21 protein-coding genes are annotated in these 25,154 nt (G+C 74.0%); 7 read left to right on the forward strand and 14 right to left on the reverse strand.

The genetic code is table 11. The features are described from left to right. Nucleotides 1–62: 62 nt before the first annotated feature. The 3 genes from ACFY15_RS12025 to ACFY15_RS12035 all read right to left on the reverse strand — a co-directional run bounded on the left by ACFY15_RS12025 (nucleotide 63) and on the right by ACFY15_RS12035 (nucleotide 7,192). Nucleotides 63–1,523 (reverse strand): glutamate synthase subunit beta, encoded by a 1,461-nt coding sequence (locus ACFY15_RS12025; RefSeq protein ID WP_390685769.1) that lies wholly within the window; start codon nucleotides 1,521–1,523, stop codon nucleotides 63–65. After that, nucleotides 1,516–6,111, reverse strand: a complete 4,596-nt coding sequence (gene gltB, locus ACFY15_RS12030) for a glutamate synthase large subunit (protein WP_390825424.1) — start codon at nucleotides 6,109–6,111, stop codon at nucleotides 1,516–1,518. The genes ACFY15_RS12025 and gltB overlap by 8 nt, the downstream gene beginning before the upstream one ends. A 349-nt stretch (nucleotides 6,112–6,460) precedes the next feature. After that, nucleotides 6,461–7,192 carry a VIT1/CCC1 transporter family protein gene (locus ACFY15_RS12035; RefSeq protein ID WP_390685767.1) on the reverse strand — a complete coding sequence of 244 codons (732 nt, stop codon included), beginning with the start codon at nucleotides 7,190–7,192 and terminating at the stop codon, nucleotides 6,461–6,463. Between the two features lie 269 nt (nucleotides 7,193–7,461). On the opposite strand from ACFY15_RS12035, the gene ACFY15_RS12040 reads away from it, so the two are divergent. The 7 genes from ACFY15_RS12040 (at nucleotide 7,462) to ACFY15_RS12070 (ending at nucleotide 15,849) form a co-directional block, all read left to right on the forward strand. Continuing rightward, nucleotides 7,462–8,448, forward strand: a complete 987-nt coding sequence (locus tag ACFY15_RS12040) for an ADP-ribosylglycohydrolase family protein (protein WP_390685766.1) — start codon at nucleotides 7,462–7,464, stop codon at nucleotides 8,446–8,448. Next, nucleotides 8,445–9,974 carry an ADP-ribosylglycohydrolase family protein gene (locus ACFY15_RS12045; protein ID WP_390825425.1) on the forward strand — a complete coding sequence of 510 codons (1,530 nt, stop codon included), beginning with the start codon at nucleotides 8,445–8,447 and terminating at the stop codon, nucleotides 9,972–9,974. Before ACFY15_RS12040 ends, ACFY15_RS12045 begins: the two co-directional genes overlap by 4 nt. Nucleotides 9,975–9,982: 8 nt before the next feature. After that, nucleotides 9,983–11,128 carry an ADP-ribosylglycohydrolase family protein gene (locus ACFY15_RS12050; RefSeq protein ID WP_390685764.1) on the forward strand — a complete coding sequence of 382 codons (1,146 nt, stop codon included), beginning with the start codon at nucleotides 9,983–9,985 and terminating at the stop codon, nucleotides 11,126–11,128. 263 nt (nucleotides 11,129–11,391) lie between these two features. Then, complete coding sequence (locus ACFY15_RS12055; RefSeq protein WP_390685763.1) at nucleotides 11,392–12,888, forward strand: ADP-ribosylglycohydrolase family protein; 1,497 nt, start codon at nucleotides 11,392–11,394, stop codon at nucleotides 12,886–12,888. Further along, entirely contained in the window at nucleotides 12,885–13,829 is a 945-nt protein-coding gene (rbsK, locus tag ACFY15_RS12060) for a ribokinase (protein ID WP_390685762.1), read from the forward strand. Before ACFY15_RS12055 ends, rbsK begins: the two co-directional genes overlap by 4 nt. After that, nucleotides 13,826–15,043, forward strand: a complete 1,218-nt coding sequence (locus tag ACFY15_RS12065) for a CaiB/BaiF CoA transferase family protein (RefSeq protein WP_390685761.1) — start codon at nucleotides 13,826–13,828, stop codon at nucleotides 15,041–15,043. The genes rbsK and ACFY15_RS12065 overlap by 4 nt, the downstream gene beginning before the upstream one ends. Further along, nucleotides 15,040–15,849: an HpcH/HpaI aldolase/citrate lyase family protein gene (locus ACFY15_RS12070; protein ID WP_390685760.1), complete on the forward strand. Its 810-nt coding sequence runs from the start codon at nucleotides 15,040–15,042 to the stop codon at nucleotides 15,847–15,849. Before ACFY15_RS12065 ends, ACFY15_RS12070 begins: the two co-directional genes overlap by 4 nt. Before the next feature lie 204 nt (nucleotides 15,850–16,053). Here ACFY15_RS12070 and lgt read toward each other — a convergent pair whose 3' ends face one another. From lgt to hisI, 11 genes are all read right to left on the reverse strand, one after another. Then, complete coding sequence (gene lgt / locus ACFY15_RS12075; RefSeq protein ID WP_390685759.1) at nucleotides 16,054–17,028, reverse strand: prolipoprotein diacylglyceryl transferase; 975 nt, start codon at nucleotides 17,026–17,028, stop codon at nucleotides 16,054–16,056. An 89-nt stretch (nucleotides 17,029–17,117) separates the two neighbouring features. After that, nucleotides 17,118–18,053, reverse strand: a complete 936-nt coding sequence (locus ACFY15_RS12080) for a DsbA family protein (RefSeq protein ID WP_390825426.1) — start codon at nucleotides 18,051–18,053, stop codon at nucleotides 17,118–17,120. Between the two features lie 95 nt (nucleotides 18,054–18,148). Further along, a complete protein-coding gene (trpA, locus tag ACFY15_RS12085) occupies nucleotides 18,149–18,964 on the reverse strand; it encodes a tryptophan synthase subunit alpha (RefSeq protein ID WP_390685757.1) in 816 nt (271 codons plus the stop codon). Continuing rightward, nucleotides 18,961–20,214: a tryptophan synthase subunit beta gene (gene trpB / locus ACFY15_RS12090; RefSeq protein ID WP_390825427.1), complete on the reverse strand. Its 1,254-nt coding sequence runs from the start codon at nucleotides 20,212–20,214 to the stop codon at nucleotides 18,961–18,963. Before trpB ends, trpA begins: the two co-directional genes overlap by 4 nt. Nucleotides 20,215–20,424: 210 nt before the next feature. Further along, nucleotides 20,425–20,634 (reverse strand): tryptophan biosynthesis modulator TrpM, encoded by a 210-nt coding sequence (gene trpM / locus ACFY15_RS12095; protein WP_390825428.1) that lies wholly within the window; start codon nucleotides 20,632–20,634, stop codon nucleotides 20,425–20,427. 8 nt (nucleotides 20,635–20,642) lie between these two features. Further along, nucleotides 20,643–21,452, reverse strand: coding sequence for an indole-3-glycerol phosphate synthase TrpC (gene trpC, locus ACFY15_RS12100; protein WP_045950211.1), 810 nt, complete (start codon nucleotides 21,450–21,452; stop codon nucleotides 20,643–20,645). Nucleotides 21,453–21,633: 181 nt separating this feature from the next. Further along, nucleotides 21,634–22,134, reverse strand: coding sequence for a DUF2752 domain-containing protein (locus ACFY15_RS12105; RefSeq protein ID WP_390825429.1), 501 nt, complete (start codon nucleotides 22,132–22,134; stop codon nucleotides 21,634–21,636). 54 nt (nucleotides 22,135–22,188) lie between these two features. Further along, nucleotides 22,189–22,440: an HGxxPAAW family protein gene (locus ACFY15_RS12110; RefSeq protein ID WP_390685753.1), complete on the reverse strand. Its 252-nt coding sequence runs from the start codon at nucleotides 22,438–22,440 to the stop codon at nucleotides 22,189–22,191. 156 nt (nucleotides 22,441–22,596) lie between these two features. After that, nucleotides 22,597–23,232 carry a TIGR02234 family membrane protein gene (locus tag ACFY15_RS12115; protein WP_390685752.1) on the reverse strand — a complete coding sequence of 212 codons (636 nt, stop codon included), beginning with the start codon at nucleotides 23,230–23,232 and terminating at the stop codon, nucleotides 22,597–22,599. Between the two features lie 14 nt (nucleotides 23,233–23,246). Continuing rightward, complete coding sequence (locus tag ACFY15_RS12120) at nucleotides 23,247–24,737, reverse strand: anthranilate synthase component I (RefSeq protein WP_390685751.1); 1,491 nt, start codon at nucleotides 24,735–24,737, stop codon at nucleotides 23,247–23,249. A 19-nt stretch (nucleotides 24,738–24,756) separates the two neighbouring features. After that, complete coding sequence (gene hisI, locus ACFY15_RS12125; RefSeq protein WP_390685750.1) at nucleotides 24,757–25,122, reverse strand: phosphoribosyl-AMP cyclohydrolase; 366 nt, start codon at nucleotides 25,120–25,122, stop codon at nucleotides 24,757–24,759. Nucleotides 25,123–25,154: the final 32 nt, after the last annotated feature.

A 25,154-nucleotide genomic window follows, 5' to 3' on the forward strand; every position in this document is an offset into this window, starting at 1 on the left:
GATAGCCGTACTCCGTTGTACGGACCGTATGAGGGGTCCCGTCCGGAGGGCGGGGGTGAAGCTCAGACCATCAGGGAGCGGTCCGTCGGCTTGACCGGGTACGGGAGGGTGCTCGTGCCCGTCAGGTAGCGGTCCACGCCGCGGGCGGCCGAGCGGCCCTCCGCGATGGCCCACACGATCAGCGACTGGCCGCGGCCGGCGTCGCCGGCGACGAAGACGCCGTCGGCGCTGGTCGCGTACGAGGCGTCGCGGGCGATGTTGCCCCGCTCGTCCAGGTCCACGCCGAACTGCTCGACGAGGCCGTTGGCCTGGTCGGTGCCGGTGAAGCCCATCGCCAGGGTGACCAGCTGCGCGGGGAGGACGCGTTCGGTGCCGGGCTTCTGGGTGAGCTTGCCGTCGACGAACTCGACCTCGACCAGGTGCAGGGCCTGGACGTTGCCGTCCTCGTCGCCCTCGAAGTGGGTGGTGGAGACGGAGTAGATCCGCTCACCGCCCTCCTCGTGGGCCGAGGTGACCTTGTACAGCATCGGGAAGGTCGGCCACGGCATGGCCGCCGGGCGGTCCTCCGACGGGCGGGGCATGATCTCCAGCTGGGTGACCGAGAGGGCGCCCTGGCGGTGGGCGGTGCCGACGCAGTCCGCGCCGGTGTCGCCGCCGCCGATGACGACCACGTGCTTGCCCTCGGCGGTGATCGGCGGAGCCAGGAAGTCGCCCTCCTGGACCTTGTTCGCGAGCGGGAGGTACTCCATCGCGAAGTGGATGCCCTTGAGGTCGCGGCCCGGGACCGGGAGGTCGCGGGAGACGGTGGCCCCCGCCGCGACCACGACCGCGTCGAACCGCTTGCGCAGGTCCGTCGCCGTGATGTCGCGGCCGACCTCGATGCCGGTGCGGAACTTGGTGCCCTCCGCGCGCATCTGCTCGATGCGGCGGTTGATGTGCACCTTCTCCATCTTGAACTCGGGGATGCCGTAGCGCAGCAGGCCGCCGATGCGGTCGGCACGCTCGTACACGACCACGGTGTGGCCGGCCCGGGTCAGCTGCTGGGCGGCGGCCAGGCCGGCCGGGCCGGAGCCGATGACGGCCACGGTCTTGCCGGAGAGGCGCTCGGGGGCCTGCGGGGTGACGTCGCCGTTGTCCCAGGCCTGGTCGATGATCGAGACTTCGACGTTCTTGATCGTGACGGCGGGCTGGTTGATGCCGAGGACGCACGCCGACTCGCAGGGAGCGGGGCACAGGCGGCCCGTGAACTCCGGGAAGTTGTTCGTGGCGTGCAGGCGCTCCGACGCGGCCGTCCAGTCCTCGCGGTAGGCGTAGTCGTTCCACTCCGGGATCAGGTTCCCGAGCGGGCAGCCGTTGTGGCAGAACGGGATGCCGCAGTCCATGCAGCGGCCGGCCTGCTTGCTGATGATCGGGAGCAGCGAGCCCTTGACGTAGACCTCGTTCCAGTCCTTGACCCGCTCGGCCACGGGACGGGTGCAGGCGGTCTCGCGCGCGGTGGTGAGGAAGCCCTTCGGGTCAGCCATGGGTCGCCGCCTCCATCATCTTCTCGGTGGTCTCGGACTCGGAGAGTCCGGCCAGCTCAGCGGCGTCCTTGGCGGCGAGCACTGCCTTGTACGTGGTCGGGATGATCTTGCTGAAGCGGGCCGCGGCGGCGTCCCAGTCAGCCAGGAGCTTCGCGGCCACGGTCGAGCCGGTCTCCTCCTCGTGGCGGCGCACCACATCGTGCAGCCACTGCTTGTCCTCGTCCGAGGGGGCCTCGACGGCCTCCGCGTTGCCGGAGTTGACCTGGCGGGGGTCGAGGTCGATGACGTAGGCGACGCCGCCGGACATGCCCGCCGCGAAGTTGCGGCCGGTCTCGCCGAGGACGACGGCCGTGCCGCCGGTCATGTACTCGCAGCCGTGGTCGCCCACGCCCTCCGAGACGACCAGGGCGCCGGAGTTGCGGACGCAGAAGCGCTCGCCGGTGCGGCCGCGCAGGAACATCTCGCCGCCGGTGGCCCCGTAGCCGATGGTGTTGCCTGCGATGGTGGAGTACTCGGCGAGGTGGTCGGCGCCGCGGTCCGGGCGGACCACGACGCGGCCGCCGGAGAGGCCCTTGCCGACGTAGTCGTTGGCGTCGCCCTCCAGGCGGAGCGTGACGCCCTTGGGGAGGAAGGCGCCGAAGGACTGGCCGGCCGAACCCGTGAAGGTCAGGTCGATGGTGTCGTCGGGCAGGCCCGCGCCGCCGAACTTCTTGGTGACGTGGTGCCCGAGCATGGTGCCGACGGTCCGGTTGATGTTGCGGATCGCGACCCGGGCCCGGACCGGCTGGGCCGCCTCGGCGGTCTCGGCGTTCAGCGCGTCGGCGGCGAGCTCGATCAGCTCGTTGTCGAGGGCCTTCTCCAGCCCGTGGTCCTGCTCGACCAGGGCGTGGCGGACCGCGCCCTCGGGCAGGTCCGGCACGTGGAAGAGGGGCTCCAGGTCGAGGCCCTGCGCCTTCCAGTGGGTGACGGCCTTGCTGGTGTCGAGGAGCTCGGCGTGGCCGACGGCCTCCTCGATGGTGCGGAAGCCCAGCTCCGCGAGGATCTCGCGGACCTCCTCGGCGATGAACTCGAAGAAGTTCACGACGAACTCGGGCTTGCCGGAGAAGCGGTCGCGCAGGACCGGGTTCTGGGTGGCGATGCCGACCGGGCAGGTGTCCAGGTGGCAGACGCGCATCATGACGCAGCCGGAGACGACGAGCGGCGCGGTCGCGAAACCGAACTCCTCGGCGCCGAGCAGCGCGGCGATGACCACGTCGCGGCCGGTCTTGAGCTGGCCGTCGGTCTGGACGACGATGCGGTCGCGCAGGCCGTTGAGGAGCAGGGTCTGCTGGGTCTCGGCGAGGCCGAGCTCCCAGGGTCCGCCCGCGTGCTTGAGCGAGGTGAGCGGGGAGGCGCCCGTTCCGCCGTCGTGGCCGGAGATCAGCACGACGTCCGCGTGGGCCTTGGAGACGCCGGCCGCGACCGTTCCGACGCCGACCTCGGACACGAGCTTCACGTGGATGCGCGCGGCCGGGTTGGCGTTCTTCAGGTCGTGGATCAGCTGGGCCAGGTCCTCGATGGAGTAGATGTCGTGGTGCGGCGGCGGGGAGATCAGGCCGACGCCCGGCGTCGAGTGACGCGTCTTGGCGACCCACGGGTAGACCTTGTGGCCGGGCAGCTGGCCGCCCTCGCCGGGCTTGGCGCCCTGGGCCATCTTGATCTGGATGTCGTCCGCGTTGACCAGGTACTCGGAGGTGACGCCGAAGCGGCCGGAGGCGACCTGCTTGATCGCCGAACGCCGCGACGGGTCGTACAGGCGCTCCGGGTCCTCGCCGCCCTCACCGGTGTTGGACTTGGCGCCCAGCTGGTTCATGGCGATGGCGAGGGTCTCGTGCGCCTCCTGGGAGATGGAGCCGTACGACATGGCGCCGGTGGAGAAGCGCTTGACGATCTCGGAGACCGGCTCGACCTCGTCGAGGGGGATCGACGGGCGGTCGGACCTGAAGCCGAAGAGGCCGCGGAGCGTCATCAGGCGCTCGGACTGCTCGTTCACCCGGTCCGTGTACTTGCGGAAGATGTCGTACCGGCGGTTGCGGGTGGCGTGCTGGAGGCGGAAGACCGTCTCCGGGTCGAACAGGTGCGGCTCGCCCTCGCGGCGCCACTGGTACTCGCCGCCGATCTCCAGCGCGCGGTGCGTGGCCGCGATGCCGGAGACCGGGTACGCCTTGGCGTGGCGGGCGGCCACCTCCTTGGCGATGACGTCCAGGCCGGCGCCGCCGATCTTGGTGGCGGTGCCGCTGAAGTAGGTGCCGACGAACTCCTCGTCCAGGCCGACGGCCTCGAAGACCTGGGCGCCGCGGTAGGAGGCGACGGTGGAGATGCCCATCTTGGACATGACCTTCAGGACGCCCTTGCCGAGGGCGTGGATCAGGTTCTTGATGGCCTTCTCGGGCTCGATGCCCTCGATGAAGGTGCCGGCGCGCAGCAGGTCCTCGACGGACTCCATGGCGAGGTACGGGTTGACGGCCGCGGCGCCATAGCCGATGAGCAGGGCGACGTGGTGGACCTCGCGGACGTCGCCGGCCTCGACCAGCAGGCCCACCTGGGTGCGCTGCTTGGTGGCGATGAGGTGGTGGTGGACGGCGGAGGTGAGCAGAAGCGACGGGATCGGCGCGTGCTCGGCGTCCGAGTGGCGGTCCGACAGGACGATCAGGCGGGCGCCGGCCGCGATGGCGGCGTCGGCCTCGGCGCGGATCTCCTCGATCCGGGCGGCGAGGGCCTCGCCGCCGCCGGAGACCCGGTAGAGGCCGGAGAGCGTGGCGGCCTTCATGCCGGGCATGTCGCCGTCGGCGTTGATGTGGATGAGCTTGGCCAGCTCGTCGTTGTCGATCACCGGGAAGGGCAGGGTGACGCTGCGGCAGGACGCGGCGGTCGGCTCCAGCAGGTTGGACTGCGGGCCGATCGAGGAGAGCAGCGAGGTGACGAGCTCCTCGCGGATGGCGTCCAGCGGCGGGTTGGTGACCTGTGCGAAGAGCTGGGTGAAGTAGTCGAAGAGCAGCCGGGGGCGCTCGGAGAGGGCCGCGATCGGGGAGTCGGTACCCATGGAGCCGAGCGGCTCGCCGCCGGTGCGGGCCATGGGGGCGAGGATGACGCGCAGCTCTTCCTCGGTGTAGCCGAAGGTCTGCTGGCGGCGGGTGACCGAGGCGTGGGTGTGAACGATGTGCTCGCGCTCGGGCAGGTCCGTCAGCTCGATCTCGCCGGTCTCCAGCCAGTCCGCGTACGGGGCGGCGGAGGCGAGCTCGTCCTTGATCTCGTCGTCCTCGATGATCCGCTTCTGGGCGGTGTCGACGAGGAACATCCTGCCGGGCTGGAGGCGGCCCTTGCGGACGACCTTGGCCGGGTCGATGTCGAGGACGCCGACCTCGGAGCCGAGGACGACGAGGCCGTCGTCGGTGACCCAGTAGCGGCCGGGGCGCAGGCCGTTGCGGTCGAGGACCGCGCCGACCTGGGTGCCGTCGGTGAAGGTGACGCAGGCGGGGCCGTCCCAGGGCTCCATCATCGTGGAGTGGTACTGGTAGAACGCGCGGCGGGCCGGGTCCATGGAGGTGTGGTTCTCCCACGCCTCCGGGATCATCATCAGCACGCTGTGCGGCAGCGAGCGGCCGCCGAGGTGGAGCAGCTCCAGGACCTCGTCGAAGGAGGCGGAGTCGGAGGCGTCCGGGGTGCAGATCGGGAAGATGCGGTCCAGGGCGGCCTCGCCGAAGGCGGAGGTGGCCAGCTGGGACTCGCGGGCCTTCATCCAGTTCCGGTTGCCCTTGACCGTGTTGATCTCGCCGTTGTGCGCGACGAAGCGGTACGGGTGGGCGAGCGGCCAGGACGGGAAGGTGTTCGTCGAGAACCGGGAGTGGACCAGGGCGAGCGCCGAGGCGAAGCGGCGGTCGGAGAGGTCCGGGAAGAAGGGCTCCAGCTGGCCGGTGGTCAGCATGCCCTTGTAGACGATGGTGCGCGCGGAGAGCGAGGGGAAGTAGACCCCGGCCTCGCGCTCGGCGCGCTTGCGCAGGACGAACGCCTTGCGGTCCAGCTCGATGCCGGTCGTGCCGTTGGACACGAACAGCTGGGAGAAGGCGGGCATCGTGGTGCGGGCGCCGTTGCCGAGCAGGTCGGGGCTGACCGGCACCTCGCGCCAGCCGAGGACCGTCAGGTCCTCCTCGGCGGCGATGGCCTCGATGCGCTCCACGGCGACGGCCTGTGCGGTGCCGTCGGCGGGGAGGAAGGCGATGCCGACGGCGTACGCGCCGGCCTCGGGGAGCTCGAATCCCGCGACCTCGCGCAGGAAGGCGTCCGGGACCTGGGACAGGATGCCGGCGCCGTCGCCGGAGTCCGGCTCGGATCCGGTGGCGCCGCGGTGCTCGAGGTTCCGCAGGACGGTCAGGGCCTGCTCGACGAGGGTGTGGGTGGCCTCGCCGGTGAGGTTCGCCACGAATCCGACGCCACAGGCGTCCTTCTCGTTGCGCGGGTCGTACATGCCCTGCTGGGCGGGGCGACCGTCCATGGGCGACCAGGCGGTGTTGCTGGGGCCGGTCGCGGAGTGCGTGGATGCGGAACGCATCGGCTCTCCCGTCGTCGTCGTGGCAATGTGCTGGCCGAGGGACGACGTTGGCCCTCTGCAAAATTTCGTGCAGGTTACATGATGACGGCAATTCCGAGAAGTGGATATCGCGTTCCAACATGCGGACACTGCGCGAGGCAGAAAGAAGGGACCTTCGAGGGGCCGCGGGGGATGGAGCGAGCTGGGGGGCTTTCCGCGGATACGGATACGACTCGGGGTGAAGGTCCCGGCGCGAAACGGGCATCTTTGCCCGGCGCCCTGCTGTGATGCCCGGCGGCAACGGAAGTGAAACCACCGGATTCGAGACTACTTATGTTGCGTACTGCATAGTGTCTCACTCCCGGGCCGCTCAGCCTATGGCCCCGCCGATCCAGGTTCCCAGGATGTACGTCACACCGGCGGCGGCGCCACCCAGGACGAGCTGGCGCATACCGCTGTACCACCAGGAGCGGGCCGTCACCCGCGCCACCACCGCGCCGCAGGCGAAGAGCCCGGCGAGCGCCAGCAGCACGGCGGGCCACAGGGCGGTCGCCCCGAGCAGGTAGGGCAGTACGGGGAGCAGCGCGCCCAGCGCGAAGGAGCCGAAGGACGAGACGGCGGCGACCAGCGGCGAGGGCAGGTCGTCGGGGTCTATGCCGAGCTCCTCGCGGGCGTGGATCTCCAGGGCCTGCTCCGGGTCGCGGGAGAGCTGCATGGCGACCTCGCGGGCGAGCGCGGGCTCGACCCCACGGTGGACGTAGAGCTCGGCGAGCTCCTCCATCTCGTCGACCGGGTGCTTGCGCAGCTGCTGGCGCTCCACGTCGAGCTCCGCGAGGACCAGCTCACGCTGCGAGGCGACGGAGGTGTACTCGCCGGCCGCCATCGAGAAGGCGCCGGCGGCGAGGCCGGCGAGACCGGTGATGACGATGGCCGCGGGGGCCATCGAGCCGCCGGCCACACCGGTCATCAGCGCGAGGTTGGAGACGAGCCCGTCCATGGCACCGAAGACGGCGGGGCGCAGCCATCCGCCGTTGACGTCGCGGTGGGTGTGGTTGTCGCGGTGGGCGGTGTGCAGCGGCGCTTCGGTGTCGATGATGGACATGCGGCGTATCTCCCCTTTTCGCATGAGTGGGTACGCGAAAGCGACGCGCAGCCGGGCCCTCCCCGGGCACTCCCCTGAACACCTCGAAACTACGCACGATTTCCGGCTCCCGCCAGCAAGGAAGGCCGTACTTACCTGGGGTTTCGCGGATCGGCGACCGGGTGACGGGGGTGTTCGCGGGGTGTTTCGCGGCGACCGACAAACCTCATGGCGTGGCACAAATCCCCCAGGGGCTCATGATGGGTCCCATCACGTGGGAGAGGCGTGCCATGGAGCTGGTCGCATGCAATCCGCAAGTCCTCCTCGAGCGGGCCAGGGGCGCGCTGCTCGGCCTCGCCGTGGGTGACGCGCTGGGCGCTCCCGCGGAGAACATGAAGCCCTCTCAGATCCGGGCCCGGTGGGGCCGTATCGAGGGCTTCGTGTCGGAGGACCCGGCGGGGACGGACGACACGGAGTACGCCATCTTCTCCGGTCTGCTGCTGGCCCGCCACGGTTCGGCGCTGACCGTCGCGCACGTCGAACGGGCCTGGCACCACTGGATCGCCGACCTCGACGAGGGCCCGTTCCGCGGGGCCGGCTTCTCCGAGCGGGGCACGCTGGAGAACCTGCGCCGGGGCCTGGCCGCGCCCATCTCGGCGCAGCACCGGCACGCCTGGTCGGACGGGCTGGCGATGCGGGCGGCCCCGTTCGGGGTGTTCGCCGCGGGGCGCCCGGCGGAGGCGGCGCGGCTCGTCGCGATCGACGGCACGGTCAGCCACGACGGCGAGGGCATCTACGGCGGCCAGGCCGTCGCCGCCGGGGTCGCCGCCGCGATGGCCGGGGGCTCCCCCGCGTCCGTCGTCTCGGCGGCCCTGTCGGTCATCCCGTCCGACTCCTGGACGGCCCGCTCGCTGCGCCGCGCGGTCACCGCCGCCCCGCGCGGGGAGCGGGCGGTGCGCTCGGCGGTGGTCATCGGCGGCTACCCCTGGACGGACCTGGCACCGGAGGCGGTGGGCCTGGCGTTCGGCGCGTTCGCCGCCTGCGCGGGCGACTTCCCGTCCTCGGTCCTGACCGCGGTGAACATGGGCCGCGACGCCGACACCACGGCGGCGGTGGCGGGCGCCCTCTCCGGCGCCCTGTCGGGCGCCGCGGCCATCCCCGCCGCCTGGTCCTCGGCGATCGGGCCGGTCCGCGGCAGCTGCCTGCCGTCGATGCGCGGCTACCACGTCCTGGACATCGCCGACCTCCTCACCCCCGAATCCGAGCCCGCCCGGTGACCCCGCCCACCGACCCGCGCCCCCCGGCCCCGCCCCGGACCGCCGCCCCGCCGCCGACCGCCCCGGCCACGCCGGGCCCGGCCACCGCACCGGGGCCCGTCCCCGCGCCGGGCCAGACACCCGCGCCGAGTACGGCCACCGCACCGGGGCCCGTCCCCGCGCCGTGCCCGGCCACCGCACCGGGCCCCGCCCCCACGCCGGGCCAGACCCCCACGCCGAGCCCCGCCCGCCCGGCCACCGCACCGGGCTCCGAGCTCACGGCCACCGCACCACCGGGGCCGGGCGCCCCCGTCCTGTCGACGGGACAGCCGGCCGGGACGGCCGACGGGGCGCGCAGCGGCCCGGGCGCCCTGCCGGCGCCGGCCCGTACGGACCGTGCCGGGACCGGAGCGCCGGAGGCGGCGTCGCCCCGCCGGATCGAGGGGCTGCTGCTCGGGCTCGCCGCGGGTGACGCCGCCGGGTGGCCCGCCGCCCGGCACCGGGCGAGCCGGATGCCCGAGTGGACCCGCCGCCTGACCCGCGAGCTCGACACCTTCGCCGAGCAGAACGCCACCACCACCCTCCCCGTCCCCATCGCCCTCAACCAGCCCCCCGAACCGCTGCGCCTCGGCCCCTCCGACGACGCCGAGTGGGCCGCCTTCGCCGCCGAGTCCGTCCTCACCGCGGCCGGCGCCCTGCTCAGCGACCTCTCCCGGTCCCGCCGTATGCGCGCCGCCATCGACCTGGCCTGGAACGCCCTGGCCAGCGAGGTGGCCGCGGCGGCGGAACGGGCCCCCGAGGTCGAGTCCGCCGTGCTGCCGATGCGCGCGCGGATCTCCGTACGGGCGGGCCTGGGCAACCTCGCCGCCGGGCTGCGCCCGCCCGCCACCGGGCACGACAATCCACACTATTTCGACGATGCCGCCTGCGTACGCGCCTGCGTGCTCGCCGTCGTCCACCCCGGCGACCCGCGCGCGGCCGCGGAACTCGCCGAGTTCGACGCCCGCTACACCCAGGACGGGGACGGCGTCCACGGCGCCCGCGCCATGGCCGCCGCCGTCGCCTCCGCCCTGGCCGGGGCGGACACCGACACCGCCGTCGAAGCAGCCCTGTACCAGCTGCCCGCCGCCACCGAGATCGGCCGCAACGCCCGGCACGCCGTCGCGCTCGCCCGCGCCGGCGGGGAAGGCGAAGGTGCCTTCGCCCTGGTCCCGCTCCTGGAGCACCAGATCGTGGACCACGTCTACAGCTACGGCATCGCCGCCGCCGAGACCGTCCCCGTCGCCCTGGCCCTGGCCACCGCCGCCCGCGGCAGGGCCGTCGAGGCCGTCCCGGCCGCCGCCTGCCTGTCCCGTGTCGCCGACTCCGCCCCCGCCCTCGCGGGCGCCCTCACCGGCGCCCTCGGCGGCGGCGGCTCCCTGCCCGCCCCCTGGCGCGAGGCCTGCCGTGTCCTGTCAGGCTGCGCGCTGCCCCGGCTGGCCGGAACCGACCTGGTCGAGCTCGCCGCGCTCCTCGCCCGTACGGAACTCACCGCACCCAAGGAATGATCTCGCTCATGACGTTCACACTGGAGGACCGGATCACCGGCTCCCTCGTCGGGGCCGCCGTCGGCGACGCACTCGGCGGCCCGGTGGAGGGCTGGTCCCCCGACCAGATCGCCGAACGGCACGGCGGCCGCGTGCACGGCGTCGTCGGCCCCTGGTACGAGGACTGGCGCACCGCCCGGCCCATCGCGCCGTACCACAAGGGCGACGGCCACGTCACCGACGACACCCTCATGACGCACGCGCTGGTACGGGTCTACGAGACCGTACGGGACCACCTGGACGCGTACGCGGTCGCCGAGCACCTCGTCCCCGACCTGATGTCCGTCCCGCGCTGGATCCCCGAGCTGGAGGCCGAGGCCCTGCCCCTCCAGCGGGTGTTCCTCGCGGAGAAGTGGATCGTGGCGCGGCTGCACTACGCGCACGCCGACCCCCGCGAGGCCGGCGCCGGCAACATCGTCAACTGCGGTGCGGCGATGTACATGGCGCCGGTCGGACTGGTCAACGCGGGCAATCCGCAGGGCGCCTACGCCGAGGCGCTGGACGTCGCCGGGGCGCACCAGTCCTCGTACGGCCGGGAGGCGGCCGGGGTCTTCGCGGCGGCCGTGGCAGCGGCCTGCCTGCCGGGGGCGACGGCCGCGTCGGTGGTGGACACCGCCCTGGACCTGGCGAAGGACGGCACCCGGGAGGCCATCGCGGCGGTACGGGAGGCGGCCCTGCGCCAGCGGGACGTCGAGTCCGCGCTCGGACCGCTGCGGGAGGCGGTGGCCCCGTACGACTCGGTCGGCCCGGACTACCGGGCGCCCTCGCTCGGCGCCCGGCGGCCGTCGCGGCTCCACTCCATCGAGGAACTGCCGATCGCGCTCGGGATGCTGCTGGTCGCGGACGGCGGGTACGAGACGTCGGTGCTCGGCGCCGTCAACTACGGGCGGGACTGCGATTCCACCGCCGGGATGGCGGGGGCGATCGCGGGGGCGCTGGGCGGGTCCGGCGCGGTGCCGGCCGGCTGGGCCGAGCAGGTCGCCGAGGCCAGCCGCCTGGACCTGCACGCCCCGGCGGCGGCGCTGTCCTGCGTCGCCCGGGAGGTCTTCGCCCGCGACCGCGACCGCCGCCGCGCCCACGAGACGGCCTTCACCGCCCTGGCGACCCCCCGATGACACCCCGCCCGGCCACCCCCCACGGGCCCGTCCCACGAACCACACCACCCGGCGCGCCCCGGCCGGGCACCCTCGGGGACGCCCCTGGGCAACCGGCCCCCGCACCGGGCGCACCCGCGCCCGCCGGCCCCGAGCCGGACGGCCCCGTGTCCGCCGGGCCCGGGCCGGGCGGGCCAAGGCCGGGTGGGATCGCGTCCGACCCCGTACCTGACAGGACCGTGTCCGCCGGCCCCGGGCCGGACAGGCTCGTACCGGACGGGCCCATGCCGGTGGGAGGGGAGGGTGTCGTGCGGCTGACCTGGGCGCAGCCCGAGGATCTGGTCGGGCACGAGCTGCGGCAGGCCGCCGAGGACGGTCGGGACGCCGGGGCGCAGCTGCGCGCCTGGCTCGCGGCGGGCGGCCGGCCGGCCCCCGCCCGGGCCGGCGCCTCCCCCGTCCCGGCCGGGCCGCGGCTGCGCGCCCTCGCGACCCGCCTCCTGGACGAACTCGCCACCCTCCCGGTGCCCTCGGCGCCCGACGAGCCCACCGCCTGGCCGGCCATCCGCTCGACGTGGGCGCCCGCCCGCCCAAAGGCCGCACCGGTCCGGCCGGAACGCCCGGTGGAGCCGGGGCGCGGACCCGTCCCGGACGCGGGGCCGGGCGGCGTAGGGGTGGCCGGCCGCCCCCGCGCGGAGCGCCCTGCGGCGGCCGCCCCGGTCGATCCCCTCCTGTGCGCCCGGCTGGAGGCCGCGTGGCTGGGGCGGGCCGTGGGGTGCGTACTGGGCAAGCCCGTCGAGAAGCTGCCGCTGCCGGGGATCCGGGCGCTGGGCCGGGCCGCCGGGAACTGGCCGCTCGACGACTGGTTCACCGCCCGCGGGATCCCCCCGGAACTGCTCGCCGCCCACCCCTGGAACCGGCGTTCCGCCGCCACCTCCCTCGCCGAGAACATCGACGGCGCCCCCGAGGACGACGACCTCGACCACCCCCTGCTCGGCCTGCTCCTGCTCCAGCGGCACGGCAGGGGCTTCACCACCGCCGACCTCGCCCGCCTCTGGCTCGACGAGCTCCCGGCCGGCCGGGCCTTCACCGCCGAGCGGATCGCGTACCGCAACCTGCTCCTCGGCCTGGAGCCCCCGCTCACCGCCACCCACCACAACCCCTTCCGCGAGTGGATCGGCGCCCTCATCCGCGCCGACGTCCACGGCTGGACCAACCCCGGCGACCCGGCCGCCGCCGCCGAGCAGGCCTGGCGGGACGCCACCCTCAGCCACACCGCCAGTGGGGTCCACGCCGCCCTGTTCGCCGCCGCCGCCATCGCGGAGGCCGCCTCCGGCCGGGCCGACGTGCACGGCGCGCTGCGGGCCGGGCTGGCCGTCGTACCGCCCCGCTCCCGCCTCGCCGAGGCCGTCCGCTTCGGGATCCGCACCGCCCGCGGCGAAGGCGACTTCGACCGGGTCGTGGACCGGCTGCACGACCGCTACGGCCGCTACCACTGGGTGCACGCCCTGCCCAACACGGCCCTGATCGCGGCCTCCCTCACCCATGCCGACGGGGATTTCACGCACTCCGTGTGCCGTGCGGTGTCCGGCGGCTGGGACACCGACTCCAACGGGGCCACCGCCGGCTCCGTCGCCGGGCTGCTGGCGGGCTCCGCCGACCGGATCCCGGACCGGTGGACCGCGCCGCTGCGCAACCGCCTCGCCACCACCGTCGCCGGCTTCGACGGCGTCGGCTTCGACACCCTCGCCCGACTCACCGCCCAGGAGGCAGCCCGCCCATGACGGTCATCGCCGTGCTCGGCAGTACGAACATGGACCTCGTCGCCTACGTGTCCAAGGCCCCCAACCCCGGGGAGACCGTCACCGGACGGGAGTTCCGTACCGTCCCCGGCGGCAAGGGCGCCAACCAGGCGGTGGCCGCCGCCCGCCTCGGCGGGCAGGTGGTGATGATCGGCGCGGTCGGCGCGGACGCCTTCGGCGTACGGCTGCGGGAGGCCCTCACCGGGGCGGGGGTGGAGACCGCCGCCCTGCGCACCGTCGAGGGCGCCAGCGGCACCGCCCACGTCACCGTCGACGACGAGGGCGCGAACAGCATCATCGTCATCCCCGGCGCCAACGGCCGGGTCACCGGCCTGGAGGCGGGCGACGACTCGCGGATCGGCGCCGCCGACTCCCTGCTCCTCCAGCTCGAACTCCCCCTGGAGGCCGTCCTCGCGGGTGCCCGGGCCGCCCGCGCCCATGGCGTCCGCACGGTCCTCACCCCGGCCCCCGTCCGGCCGCTGCCGGACGAACTCCTGGCCGCCACCGACCTGCTGGTCCCCAACGAGCACGAGGCGGCCGCCCTGACCGGGCTCACCGATCCGCACCGGGCCGCCGAGGCGCTGCTGCGGGCGGTGCCGGAGGTGGTGATCACCCTGGGGGCGGCGGGCTGCCTGTACGCGGCCCGGGGGCGCGAGCCCCTGGCCGTGCCCGTCCCCCGGGTGCGGGCCGTGGACACCACCGCCGCCGGGGACACCTTCGTGGGGGCGCTCGCGGTGGCCCTGGGGGAGGGCCGGACGGTGCCGGAGGGGTTGCGCTGGGCCTCGGTGGCGGCGTCGCTCTCGGTGCAGCGTCCCGGGGCGCAGTCCTCGATGCCGACGCGCGCGGAGACGGACGCCGCCGCCCTGGCCGGGCGCTCCGGGCCGGAGACCGACGCCACCACCCGTGCGGGGGGCGGAGCGTGACCCCGGCCGGGGCGGCCCCGGGCCCGGGGGGCGGGCCCCTGGCCGGGCTGCGTGTGCTGGACCTCGCCACGCTCTTCGCCGGGCCCCTCGCCGCCACCCTGCTCGGGGACTTCGGGGCCGAGGTGGTCAAGGTCGAGCACCCCGGGCGGCCCGACCCCTCGCGCGGGCACGGCCCGGCCAAGGACGGCGTCGGGCTGTGGTGGAAGCTGCTCGGGCGGAACAAGCGGACGATCACCCTCGACCTGTCCGCGCCCGGCGGCCGGGACACCCTGCTGCGGCTGGCCGCCACCGCCGACGTGATCGTCGAGAACTTCCGCCCCGGCACCCTGGAGAGGTGGGGCCTGGGCTGGCCCGAGCTGTCGGCGGCCAGCCCCCGGCTGGTGCTGGCCCGGGTCACGGCCTTCGGCCAGCAGGGCCCGTACGCCCGCCGACCCGGCTTCGGCACCCTCGCCGAGGCCATGAGCGGCTTCGCCGCGATCACCGGGGAGCCGGACGGGCCGCCGACCCTGCCGCCCTTCGGGCTCGCGGACTCGATCGCCGCACTGACCTGCGCGTACGCCGTGATGACCGCGCTCGCCGGGCGGGAGCGGACCGGGCACGGCCAGGTCGTGGACCTCGCGATCGTCGAGCCGATCCTCACCGTGCTGGGCCCGCACCCGCTCTGGTACGACCAGCTCGGCTATGTCCAGCCGCGCACCGGCAACCGCTCCGCGAACAACGCCCCCCGCAACACCTACCGCAGCGCGGACGGCCGCTGGCTGGCGGTGTCCGCGTCGGCCCGGTCCGTCGCGGAGCGGGTGGTACGGCTGGTCGGGCGGCCCGAGCTGGCCGACGAGCCCTGGTTCGAGAGCGGGGCCGGCCGGGCCGCGCACGCACACCTCCTCGACGGGGCGGTCGGCGGCTGGATCGCCCGCCACAGGGCGGAGGAGGTGGTCACGGCCTTCGAGGCGGCCGAGGCGGCCGTCGCCCTGGTCTACGACGTACGGGACGTGATGGCCGACCCGCAGTTCGCGGCCCTCGACACGGTCACCGAGGTCGAGGACCCCGAGCTCGGCCCGCTGCGGATGCAGAACGTCCTCTTCCGGCTCTCCGAGACCCCCGGCGCCATCCGCTGGGCGGGCCGCCCGCACGGCGCGGACACCGAAGCCGTCCTGACCGAGATCGGCCTGACCCCGGCCGAGATCACCGCTCTGCGCACGGAGGGTGCGTTGTGATCCTGACCTGGCTTTACGCGCCCGGGGACCGCCCCGCGGTGGTGGAGAAGGCCCTGCGCTGCGGGGCGGACGCCGTGATCGTGGACCTGGAGGACTCGGTGTCGGCCTCCCGCAAGGAGTACGCCCGCGCCGCCACCGCCGAGTTGCTCGGCGAGCGGCCGCCGGTGCCCGTGCACGTCCGGGTGAACGCGCTGGGCTCCCCCTGGGCGGGGGCCGACCTCACGGCACTGGCCCGCCTGCACGGGCTGGCGGGGCTGCGGCTGCCGAAGGTCGACGCCCCGGAGCAGATCGTCCGGGTCGCGGACCGGACGGGCGGGGTGGCGCTGTACGCGCTGCTGGAGTCCGCCCTGGGGGTGGAACGGGCGTACGACATCGCCCGCGCGCACCCTTCCCTGCAGGGGCTGACCCTGGGCGAGGCCGACCTCTGCGCCGACCTCGGGGTGTGCGCGGAGGGCGGGCTCGACTGGCCGCGCTCCCGGGTGGTGGTGGCCGCCCGGGCCGCCGGGCTGGCGCCGCCGGCGCAGTCGGTGTTCCCCGACATCCGGGACCTGGAGGCCCTGGCCGCCTCCTGTGCGCGGGGGCGTTCGCTGGGCTTCCTGGGGCGGGCGGCGATCCACCCCCGGCAGCTTCCGGTGATCGAACGCTGCTTCCTCCCCCGGCCGGAGGAGGTCACCGCGGCGCAGGAGGTCGTCTCGGCGGCCCGGGCCGCCCCCGGGGCCCTCGCCCTCCCGGACGGCCGCTTCGTCGACCCCGCCGTAGTGGCCGCCGCCCACCGCACCCTCACGCTCGCGCGGCGCTCAAGCTGACCCTGCGGGGCTGCTCCCCCGCCCACCCTTTCGCCGTTCCTTCCCCCCGCTACCGCTGGGAGGTGCCCCCCGGGCCCCTACGGCTCCGGGCAGCGCCCGGGGAACGGGCGAAGGGTGGGTGGGGGACCGGCTCCGCGCAGCGGCCCCCGTACGCCGAAGGGGCGCCGCAGCATGCGCGGCGCCCCTTCGGGTGGAGGTTCGGGTTCAGCTCTTGTCAGCCTCCGGGGCCGACTTCGTCAGGCCCACCGGCTTCGCGTCGGCCTCCGGCTTCGCAGGAGCCTCAGCGGCGTCGGAAGCCGCCTCGGGCTTCGCGTCGTCGGCGTCAGCCTCCGGCTTCGCCTCGTCCCCGGAACCCCCGGCGGGCTTCGGCTCCGGCTCGACGACCTCCTCGCGCCCCGGCCGCAGCTTCGCCGAGAGGACGAAGTAGACGACCGCGAGGACGAAGACCAGGATGGCCGTCCACACGTTCAGGCGGAGGCCCAGGATGTGGTGCGCCTCGTCGACGCGCATGTACTCGATCCAGACCCGCCCGGAGCAGTACGCGGCCACGTACAGGGCGAAGGCCCGCCCGTGTCCGAGCCGGAAGCGGCGGTCGGCCCAGATGACCAGGGCGGCGACGCCCAGGCACCACAGGGACTCGTACAGGAAGGTCGGGTGGTACAGGCCGGCGACCCGGTTCGGGCCCTCGCTGATCTTCAGCGCCCACGGCAGGTCGGTGGGGCGGCCGTAGAGCTCCTGGTTGAACCAGTTGCCCCAGCGGCCGAAGGCCTGGGCGATGGCGATGCCGGGGGCGAGGGCGTCGGCCCAGGCGGGCAGCGGGATGCCGCGCAGCCGGCAGCCGATCCAGGCACCGACCGCACCCAGGGCGATGGCGCCCCAGATGCCGAGGCCGCCCTCCCAGATCTTGAAGGCGTCGACCCAGTCCCGGCCCTCGCCGAAGTAGAGCTGGTAGTCGGTGATCACGTGGTAGAGGCGACCGCCGACCAGGCCGAAGGGCACCGCCCACACGGCGATGTCCGCGACCGTGCCCGGCTTTCCGCCGCGCGCGATCCACCGCTTGTTGCCGAGCCAGACGGCGACGAAGACGCCGATGATGATGCAGAACGCGTAGCCGCGGAGCGGGATCGGTCCGAGATGGATCACGCCGGTCGACGGACTGGGGATGTAAGCAAGGGTCATGGCAAGGGTGACGCTACCCTGCCGGGCGGTGGCCACCGCAACCCGCCCGGCAAGCTGAAACCAAAACCACACACGGCGGTCGCCGCGGCTCAGTCCTCCGTAGTCCCCTTGGACACCGTCTTCGAGCCGGGCGGGACCGCGGATCCGGCCGTTCCGGCCTTCGGCGCCGAGCCGGACCTCCCGGAGGCGGAGGCCGCGGGCGAGGGCGAAGCGGAAGCGGACGGCTTGGCCGCCACCCCCGCGTTGGCCTCGACCTTCTCCTTCAGCTTCTGCGGGGTCAGCGGGTTGGCCTGGTCGCCGAAGATGTCCTTGCCGTCGAGCAGGATGGTCGGGGTGCCCCGGAACTTCCCGGTGCGGAACGCCTCGTGCGACTTGGCCACCCAGCTGTTGTGGGTGCCCTGCTCCACGCAGGAGCGGAACTCCGGGGTGTCGAGCCCCTGGACCTGGCCCGCCAGTTCCAGCAGCCTGGCGTTCTTGGCGTAGGCGTCGTCCGTCTCCTGCGGCTGGTTCTTGAAGAGGACGTCGTGGTACTCGGCGAACTTCCCGGCGTCCTGCGCGCACGCCGCGGCGTTCGCCGCCTTCAGGGAGCCGGTGCCGCGCATGTTGCCGTCGATCAGGGTCACCAGGTGGTACTCGACAGTGAGCAGCCCCCTGTTCTCCAGGTCGTGGACAGTGTCCCGGTAGTTGTCCTCGAAGGCCTTGCAGGCGGGGCAGCGGAAGTCCTCCCAGACGACGAGGGTGGACCTGGCGCCCTCCTTGCCCGTCCGGATGGCGAGCGCGTCCTTGCCCGTGGCCCCCGAGGGGGCGGCGACGGGGCCCGCCCCGGACTTGTCGCTCTTGCCGGTGTTGGCCGCGATCACGCCGACGACGGCGGCCAGGGCGAGTACGCCGACCACCGCCCCGCCGACCAGGAGGGCGCGCCTGCGCTTCTCCTTCTTCTTCTGCTGCTCGCGCTCCGTCTGGAGCCGCTCCCGGGCCGATCGTTTCGTCGCATCGCGGTTCGCACCGTCGTTCTTCTCGCTCACGTTCCGCCAAACGAAGCGGGGAGGCACTCGCGTGCCTCCCCGCTCCCGATTCCACCCGATCGGGCTACAGAACCCCGTTCCGGGCCCGTACCGCGTCAGGACCTGCGTACGCCTTCCGCAAGGTCGGCCGCCAGGGCCCGCACGGCCTCCAGGCCCGCGGGCAGGTCCGGCGCGTCCAGCAGCAGCTTCACGAAGGCCGAGCCGACGATCACACCGTCGGCGAAGCCGGCGACCTGCTTGGCCTGGACGGCGTTGGAGACGCCCAGGCCCACGCAGACGGGGAGCTCGGTCGTGGCGCGGGTGCGGCGGACCAGCTCCTGGGCCTCCTGGCCGACCGACTCGCGGGTGCCGGTGACCCCCATGAGGGAAGCGGCGTAGACGAAACCGGAACCGGCCGCCGTGATGGTGGCCAGGCGCTCGTCCTTGCTGCTGGGGGCCACGACGAACACGGTCGCCAGACCGTGCTTCGCCGCGTGCTCGCGCCACAGCGCGGACTCCTGGACCGGCAGGTCGGGCAGGATGCAGCCCGCGCCGCCGGCGGCGGCGAGCTCGGCGGTGAACCGCTCGACGCCGTAGCGGTCGATGGGGTTCCAGTACGTCATGACCAGGATCGGGACCCCGGTGGCCTCGAAGGCCTCGCGCACCGTGCGCATCACGTCCGCGATCCTGACGCCGCCGCGCAGGGCGATGTCGTCGGCGGTCTGGATGACGGCGCCGTCCAGGACCGGGTCGCTGTGCGGCAGGCCGATCTCGACGACGTCGGCGCCGCCGGCGATGACGGCCTTGACGGCCTCGATGCCGCCGTCCACGGTCGGGAAGCCGGCCGGGAGGTAGGCGACGAGGGCGGCGCGGTCCTCGGACCCGGCCTTGGCGAGGGTGTCGCTCAGCAGCTGGATGTTTCCGGTGCTCACTTGTTCTCCCCCTCGGGCTCCGTGCCGTCGTACAGCCCGAAGTAGCGGGCCGCCGTGTCCATGTCCTTGTCGCCGCGGCCGGACAGGTTGACCACGATCAGGCCGTCCGGGCCCAGCTCCGTGCCCAGGTCGAGAGCGCCGGCCAGGGCGTGGGCCGACTCGATCGCCGGGATGATGCCCTCGGTGCGCGAGAGCAGGCGCAGGGCCTGCATGGCGGCGTCGTCGGTGACGGCGCGGTACTCGCCGCGGCCGCTGTCCTTGAGGTAGGAGTGCTCGGGGCCGATGCCCGGGTAGTCCAGGCCGGCCGAGATGGAGTAGGGCTCGGTGATCTGGCCCTCCTCGTCCTGGAGGACGTAGGAGCGGGAGCCGTGCAGGATGCCGGGCTCGCCCGCGGTCAGGGTGGCCGCGTGCTCGCCGGTCTCCACGCCGTGCCCGGCGGGCTCGAAGCCGACGAGGCGGACGTCCGCGTCGGGGATGAAGGCGTGGAAGAGGCCGATGGCGTTGGAGCCGCCGCCGACGCAGGCCGCGACGGCGTCGGGCAGGCGTCCGGCGCGCTCCAGGATCTGGCGGCGGGCCTCGACGCCGATGACGCGATGGAAGTCGCGGACCATGGCCGGGAAGGGGTGCGGGCCGGCCACGGTGCCGAAGAGGTAGTGGGTGCGGTCCACGTTGGCGACCCAGTCGCGGAAGGCCTCGTTGATCGCGTCCTTGAGGGTCCGGGAGCCGGACTTCACGGCGACGACCTCGGCGCCGAGCATCCGCATGCGGGCCACGTTCAGGGCCTGGCGCCGCGTGTCGACCTCGCCCATGTAGATGGTGCATTCGAGGCCGAAGAGGGCGCAGGCGGTGGCGGTGGCGACGCCGTGCTGGCCGGCGCCGGTCTCGGCGATGACGCGGGTCTTGCCCATGCGCTTGGTGAGCAGCGCCTGGCCCAGCACGTTGTTGATCTTGTGCGAGCCGGTGTGGTTGAGGTCCTCGCGCTTGAGGAAGATCCGGGCGCCGCCGGCGTGCTCGGCGAAGCGGGGGACCTCGGTCAGGGCGCTGGGGCGGCCCGTGTAGTTGACCATGAGGTCGTTGAGCTCGGCGGCGAAGGCCGGGTCGCCCTTGGCCTTCTCGTACTCGACGGCGACCTCGTCGACGGCGGCGACGAGGGCCTCCGGGATGAACTTGCCGCCGAAGTCGCCGAAGTAGCCCTCGGTGTTCGGGACGCGACCCTCCGGGTCCGGGATGAAGAACGAGCTGGTGGACATGCCACTACTCCTACGTGGTGCGGAATGCGATGCCGACGGGTGGCTGGGATGCACCGTATTGCGCCGTCGGTCCGTCGCCCGCGCACCCCGCTGGAGGGGGTGGGGGTACGGACGGAGCGGCCCTCGCCGGGAGCCGGTGGCCCGGGGCGCGGGGCCGTACGCGGTCGGCCGCGCCCGGCACCCGGGGGTACCGGACGGGCGGAGCCGTCGTTACAGCGCGGCTCCGCCGCGCCATCGCATGCCGTTGACCTGACCGGGCTCGGAGCCGATCACGTAGCGCACCCGCCGGCCGTGCACGCGCCGGGCCGGGGCACGGCAGCCGCGGGGGCGGCAGCCGCGCGCCAGGGGCGCGTGCGCCGCCGGCACGCCGGCCGGGGCGTGGCCCGGGCGGGTGCGGACGGCGGGGCGGGAGGGGGCCATGGGAGGAGTCAGCTCCGGCCGTGGCGCAGGGCGGGGTGGGCGCCGGCGGCGACGAGGTCGGCCACGGCCGCCTTGGGGTCGCGGCCGGTGACCAGGGACTCGCCGACGAGGACGGCGTCGGCGCCCTCGTTGGCGTAGGCGATCAGGTCGTGGGGTCCGCGGATGCCGGACTCGGCGACCTTCACGATGTGGGGCGGGATCTCTCCGACGACGCGCTCGAAGGTGGAGCGGTCGACCTTGAGGTCCTTGAGGTTGCGCGCGTTGACGCCGATGATCTTGGCGCCGGCGGCGACGGCCCGTTCGATCTCCTCCTCGTCGTGGACCTCCACGAGCGGGGTGAGGCCGATGGACTCGGCCCTCTCGATCAGGGAGACGAGGGCCTCCTGGTCCAGCGCCGCCACGATCAGCAGCACGAGGTCGGCGCCGTAGGCGCGGGCCTCCCACAGCTGGTACGCCGTGACGATGAAGTCCTTGCGCAGGATCGGGATGTCGACGCGGGCGCGGACGGCCTCCAGGTCGGCCAGCGAACCGCCGAAACGACGCTGTTCGGTGAGGACGGAGATGACCGCCGCACCGCCCGCCTCGTAGTCGGCGGCGAGCCCGGCCGGGTCGGCGATCGCGGCCAGCGCGCCCTTGGAGGGGCTGGAGCGCTTGACCTCGCAGATCACCTTGACGCCGTCGCCGCGCAGAGCCGCGACGCCGTCCTTGGCCTGGGGCGCCTTGGCGGCACGCTCCTTGAGCTCGTCGAGGCTCACGCGGGCCTGCCGTTCGGCAAGGTCTTCGCGGACCCCTTCGATGATCTCGTCGAGCACACTCACGCGAGCGGCCCCCTTCCGGGTCGATGACGTTCGGCCGCCTTGCGGACACGTACCACTGCAAGGTCAGCACTCAAATGGTATCCGCAGGCCGCCACGGCCTCCGCACGGACTTCGGCGTTTCCCAGGGACTGGACACCCGGAATACGGGCTTCCTCCAGTCCCCCTGCGGGCCCGCAAGGGGTCAGGGGGCCAGAGCGGAACCGATCGGCAGGTTCCGGACAACCGTGAAGGCCAGCAGCAGGGTGCCCAGGGCCCACCACCAGACCGGCCTCAGGACGATCCGGGGCACAGGGCCGCCGCGGAAGGCCCGCACCAGCCACAGCGCCGTGAAGGCCGCGAAGACCAGGTAGCCGGCGACGGCCGCGGCGTTGTCCCCGAGGGCCGTGACCAGGTCCCCCCGCGCGAAGGCGTGCGCGCTGCGCAGCCCTCCGCAGCCGGGGCACAGGACACCCGTCAGCCGGAACAGCGGGCAGACCGGGTAGTGGCCGGGCTCGTTGGGGTCCACGGCGCCCACGTACGCGAAGGAGGCCACGGCCCCCGCCAGGGTGAGCACCGGAGCGGCCAGGCGCCGCGCCCGGGAGGTCCGCACGGGACCCGCGACGGGCACCGGGCCCGGCAGCGGCGGAGCGGGCGGACCGGGGGGACTGCTGGAGGCTTCCACCCGCTGATTCTCTCCGCTCATGACAAAAGGCGCAGCCCGACCGGGCCGCGCCTTTCGTGCGCCAGGGGGTCCGGCTCAGGCCTTCGCGGCGAGCCGGTTGGCGGCGATGACCTCGGCGAGGTCCTCGTGGGCCGGCTTCGGCATGCCCATGCCCGCGGCCTTCATCGCGAGGCCGACGACACCGCCGAGCGCGACGACGACCATGCCCGCCCAGAACCCGACCGGGTTCGCCATCACCATGAAGGCGCCGGAGATGCAGAAACCGATGAAGGAAATGACGACACCGGTCCAGGCGGCCGGGGTGTGTCCGTGGCTCGTGCCCGCCATGAGTTGCTCCTCGTTGATCTGTCGGGCGTGACGTCTCGCACGCTCGGTGCCATTGTCGCGCACGCGGCGTGCGCGTTCCCCAGCGGGTGGCCCGTCCCGGGGACGGGACGGGTGCGGGGAGCGGTCCCCCGCGGGCGTACGCCCGCGGCCGCAGTCTCAGCCGGTCGGGTCCTCGCCCCGGTCCAGGGCCTTCCACAGGTCCTCGGGCCGGTCGGGGTCCACCGCCGCGGGCGTACGCCTGCGGGGGCTGCCGTCCCGCTCGTAGCGGCCCCCCATCGCGGGCCAGCTCCGGCCGAAGCGCAGCGCCAGCACCCCGGCGAGCAGGATCAGGGCCGCGCCCGCGGCCGTGATGTACGGCCAGGCCGTATGGCTGAGCTCCACCACCCGTGCGGCGGTGTCGGCGGTCGCCACGGCGGCCCGCTCGTCCAGCGCCCGGCGGTCGTCGGCGGCGGCCACCGCCGAGAGCGCCGCGCCCAGGCCGCTCAGCGCGAGCAGCCCGGAGACCAGCAGCCGGCTCCGGCCCCGTACGGCGAACACGGCCACCAGGGCCGCGAGGCCGACGATGGCCAGGGCCGCCGGCAGGCCGGTCACGGCCCGCCCGTCGGCGGTCAGCGGGAGCGAACCGCCCCCGACGGCGGCGCTGCCCTTGGCCCAGACGCGGCCGGAGGCGAGCAGGACGACAGTGGCGCCGAGCGCGCCGAGCAGCAGGGCGACGGCCACCGTGCGGCGGCCCGCGCCGCTCTCGGGGGCGTCGGCGTTCGGGGACAGGGGTACGGCACTCACGTACCCCACTATCCCCTACGCCCTCAGCCGCGGTGGAGGCGGTTCGCCGCTCCCACCGCGCGGAGCACCGCGGCGGCCTTGTTGCGGCACTCCATGTCCTCCAGCTCGGGCACCGAATCGGCGACCACGCCGGCCCCGGCCTGGACGTACGCCGTGCCGTCGCGCAGCAGCGCCGTACGGATGGCGATGGCCGTGTCGGAGTCCCCCGCGAAGTCGAGATAGCCCACGCAGCCGCCGTACAGGCCCCGGCGGGAGGGCTCCAGCTCCTCGATGATCTGCATGGCGCGCGGCTTGGGCGCGCCGGAGAGGGTGCCGGCCGGGAAGCACGCGGTGAGCACGTCGAAGGCGGTCTTCCCCTCGGCGACCCGCCCGGTGACGGTGGAGACGATGTGCATGACGTGCGAGTACCGCTCGATCGACATGAAGTCGACGACCTCCACCGAGCCCGGCTCGCAGACCCGTCCGAGGTCGTTGCGGCCGAGGTCGACGAGCATCAGGTGCTCGGCCCGCTCCTTGGGGTCGGCCAGCAGCTCCTCGGCGAGGTCGTTGTCCTCCTGCGGGGTGGCGCCGCGGTGCCGGGTGCCGGCGATCGGGTGGACCATGGCCCGCCCGTCCTCGACCTTCACCAGCGCCTCGGGGCTGGACCCGACGACGTCGAAGCCGTTCTCGAAGCGGAAGAGGTACATGTACGGCGACGGGTTGGTGGCCCGCAGGACGCGGTAGACGTCCAGTGCGGACGCCCGGCAGGGGGTCTCGAACCGCTGCGAGGGCACCACCTGGAAGGCCTCTCCGGCCCGGATGCGCTCCTTCACGTCCTCGACCGCGGCCTGGTACTCCTCGCCGCCCCACAGGGCGTCGAAGGGCGGCAGCTCGGACTCGGGCAGCGCGGCGGGCGCGTAGGGGGCGGGACGCGCGAGGTCGGCCTCCATCGCGTCGAGCCGGGCCACGGCGTCCGCGTACGCCTCGTCCACGCCCGTGTCGAGGTCGTTGTGGTTGATGGCGTTGGCGATGAGCTGGACCGTGCCGTCCCAGTGGTCGAGGACCGCCAGGTCGGAGGTGAGCAGCATGGTGAGCTCGGGGAGGTCCAGGTCGTCCACGGTGTGCTCGCCGATGCGCTCCAGACGGCGGACGATGTCGTAGCCCAGGTAGCCGACCATGCCGCCGGTGAAGGGGGGCATGCCGCCCGCCAGGTCACGTGGGGTGTGCAGGGCCTCGACGGTGGCGCGCAGGGCTTCCAGGGGGTCGCCGTCGACGGGGACGCCCACGGGCGGGGTGCCGATCCAGTGGGCCTGCCCGTCCCTGACGGTGAGGGTGGAGTCGCTGCGCACGCCGACGAAGGAGTAGCGGGACCAGGAGCGGCCGTTCTCGGCGGACTCCAGCAGGAAGGTGCCGGGGCGTTCCGCGGCGAGCTTGCGGTAGAGCCCGACCGGGGTGTCCCCGTCGGCGAGCAGCCGACGGCTGACGGGGATGACACGGCGGTCGGCCGCGAGCTTGCGGAAGGTCTCGAGATCCATGGGGTGGGACCCTAACTGGCTAGTCGGCGTCGCTGAGCAGGACATCGGCGTCGAAGCAGGTCCGCGCGCCGGTGTGGCAGGCGGCCCCGACCTGGTCGACCCTGACGAGCACGGTGTCGGCGTCGCAGTCGAGGGCGACGGACTTGACGTGCTGGTAGTGGCCGGAGGTGTCGCCCTTGACCCAGTACTCCCGGCGGCTGCGGGACCAGTAGGTGCAGCGGCCGGTGGTGAGGGTGCGGTGCAGGGCCTCGTCGTCCATCCAGCCGAGCATGAGCACCTCGCCGGTGTCGTACTGCTGGGCGATGGCCGGGACCAGGCCGTCGGGGGAACGCTTGAGGCGGGCGGCGACGGCGGGGTCGAGGGGGGACGTACTCATGGGCCCCATTGTGCCGCGCCGCGGCCCCCGTGATGGATCTC

This window comes from Streptomyces sp. NPDC001373, assembly GCF_042895815.1.
In the GTDB taxonomy this organism is placed as follows: Bacteria; Actinomycetota; Actinomycetes; order Streptomycetales; family Streptomycetaceae; genus Streptomyces.

What these genes read in the sequence shown, in the direction of transcription:
- trpB (WP_390825427.1), bottom strand. Translation starts at nt 20,214, where the DNA reads ATGTCCACCAGCTCGTTCTTCATCCCGGACCCGGAGGGTCGCGTCCCG.
- ACFY15_RS12035 (WP_390685767.1), bottom strand. Translation starts at nt 7,192, where the DNA reads ATGTCCATCATCGACACCGAAGCGCCGCTGCACACCGCCCACCGCGAC.
- rbsK (WP_390685762.1), top strand. Translation starts at nt 12,885, where the DNA reads ATGACGGTCATCGCCGTGCTCGGCAGTACGAACATGGACCTCGTCGCC.
- ACFY15_RS12055 (WP_390685763.1), top strand. Translation starts at nt 11,392, where the DNA reads ATGCCGGTGGGAGGGGAGGGTGTCGTGCGGCTGACCTGGGCGCAGCCC.
- ACFY15_RS12105 (WP_390825429.1), bottom strand. Translation starts at nt 22,134, where the DNA reads ATGAGCGGAGAGAATCAGCGGGTGGAAGCCTCCAGCAGTCCCCCCGGT.
- ACFY15_RS12050 (WP_390685764.1), top strand. Translation starts at nt 9,983, where the DNA reads ATGACGTTCACACTGGAGGACCGGATCACCGGCTCCCTCGTCGGGGCC.
- trpM (WP_390825428.1), bottom strand. Translation starts at nt 20,634, where the DNA reads ATGGCCCCCTCCCGCCCCGCCGTCCGCACCCGCCCGGGCCACGCCCCG.
- ACFY15_RS12040 (WP_390685766.1), top strand. Translation starts at nt 7,462, where the DNA reads ATGGAGCTGGTCGCATGCAATCCGCAAGTCCTCCTCGAGCGGGCCAGG.
- hisI (WP_390685750.1), bottom strand. Translation starts at nt 25,122, where the DNA reads ATGGGGCCCATGAGTACGTCCCCCCTCGACCCCGCCGTCGCCGCCCGC.
- ACFY15_RS12025 (WP_390685769.1), bottom strand. Translation starts at nt 1,523, where the DNA reads ATGGCTGACCCGAAGGGCTTCCTCACCACCGCGCGCGAGACCGCCTGC.
- ACFY15_RS12110 (WP_390685753.1), bottom strand. Translation starts at nt 22,440, where the DNA reads ATGGCGGGCACGAGCCACGGACACACCCCGGCCGCCTGGACCGGTGTC.
- gltB (WP_390825424.1), bottom strand. Translation starts at nt 6,111, where the DNA reads ATGCGTTCCGCATCCACGCACTCCGCGACCGGCCCCAGCAACACCGCC.
- lgt (WP_390685759.1), bottom strand. Translation starts at nt 17,028, where the DNA reads ATGACCCTTGCTTACATCCCCAGTCCGTCGACCGGCGTGATCCATCTC.
- ACFY15_RS12120 (WP_390685751.1), bottom strand. Translation starts at nt 24,737, where the DNA reads ATGGATCTCGAGACCTTCCGCAAGCTCGCGGCCGACCGCCGTGTCATC.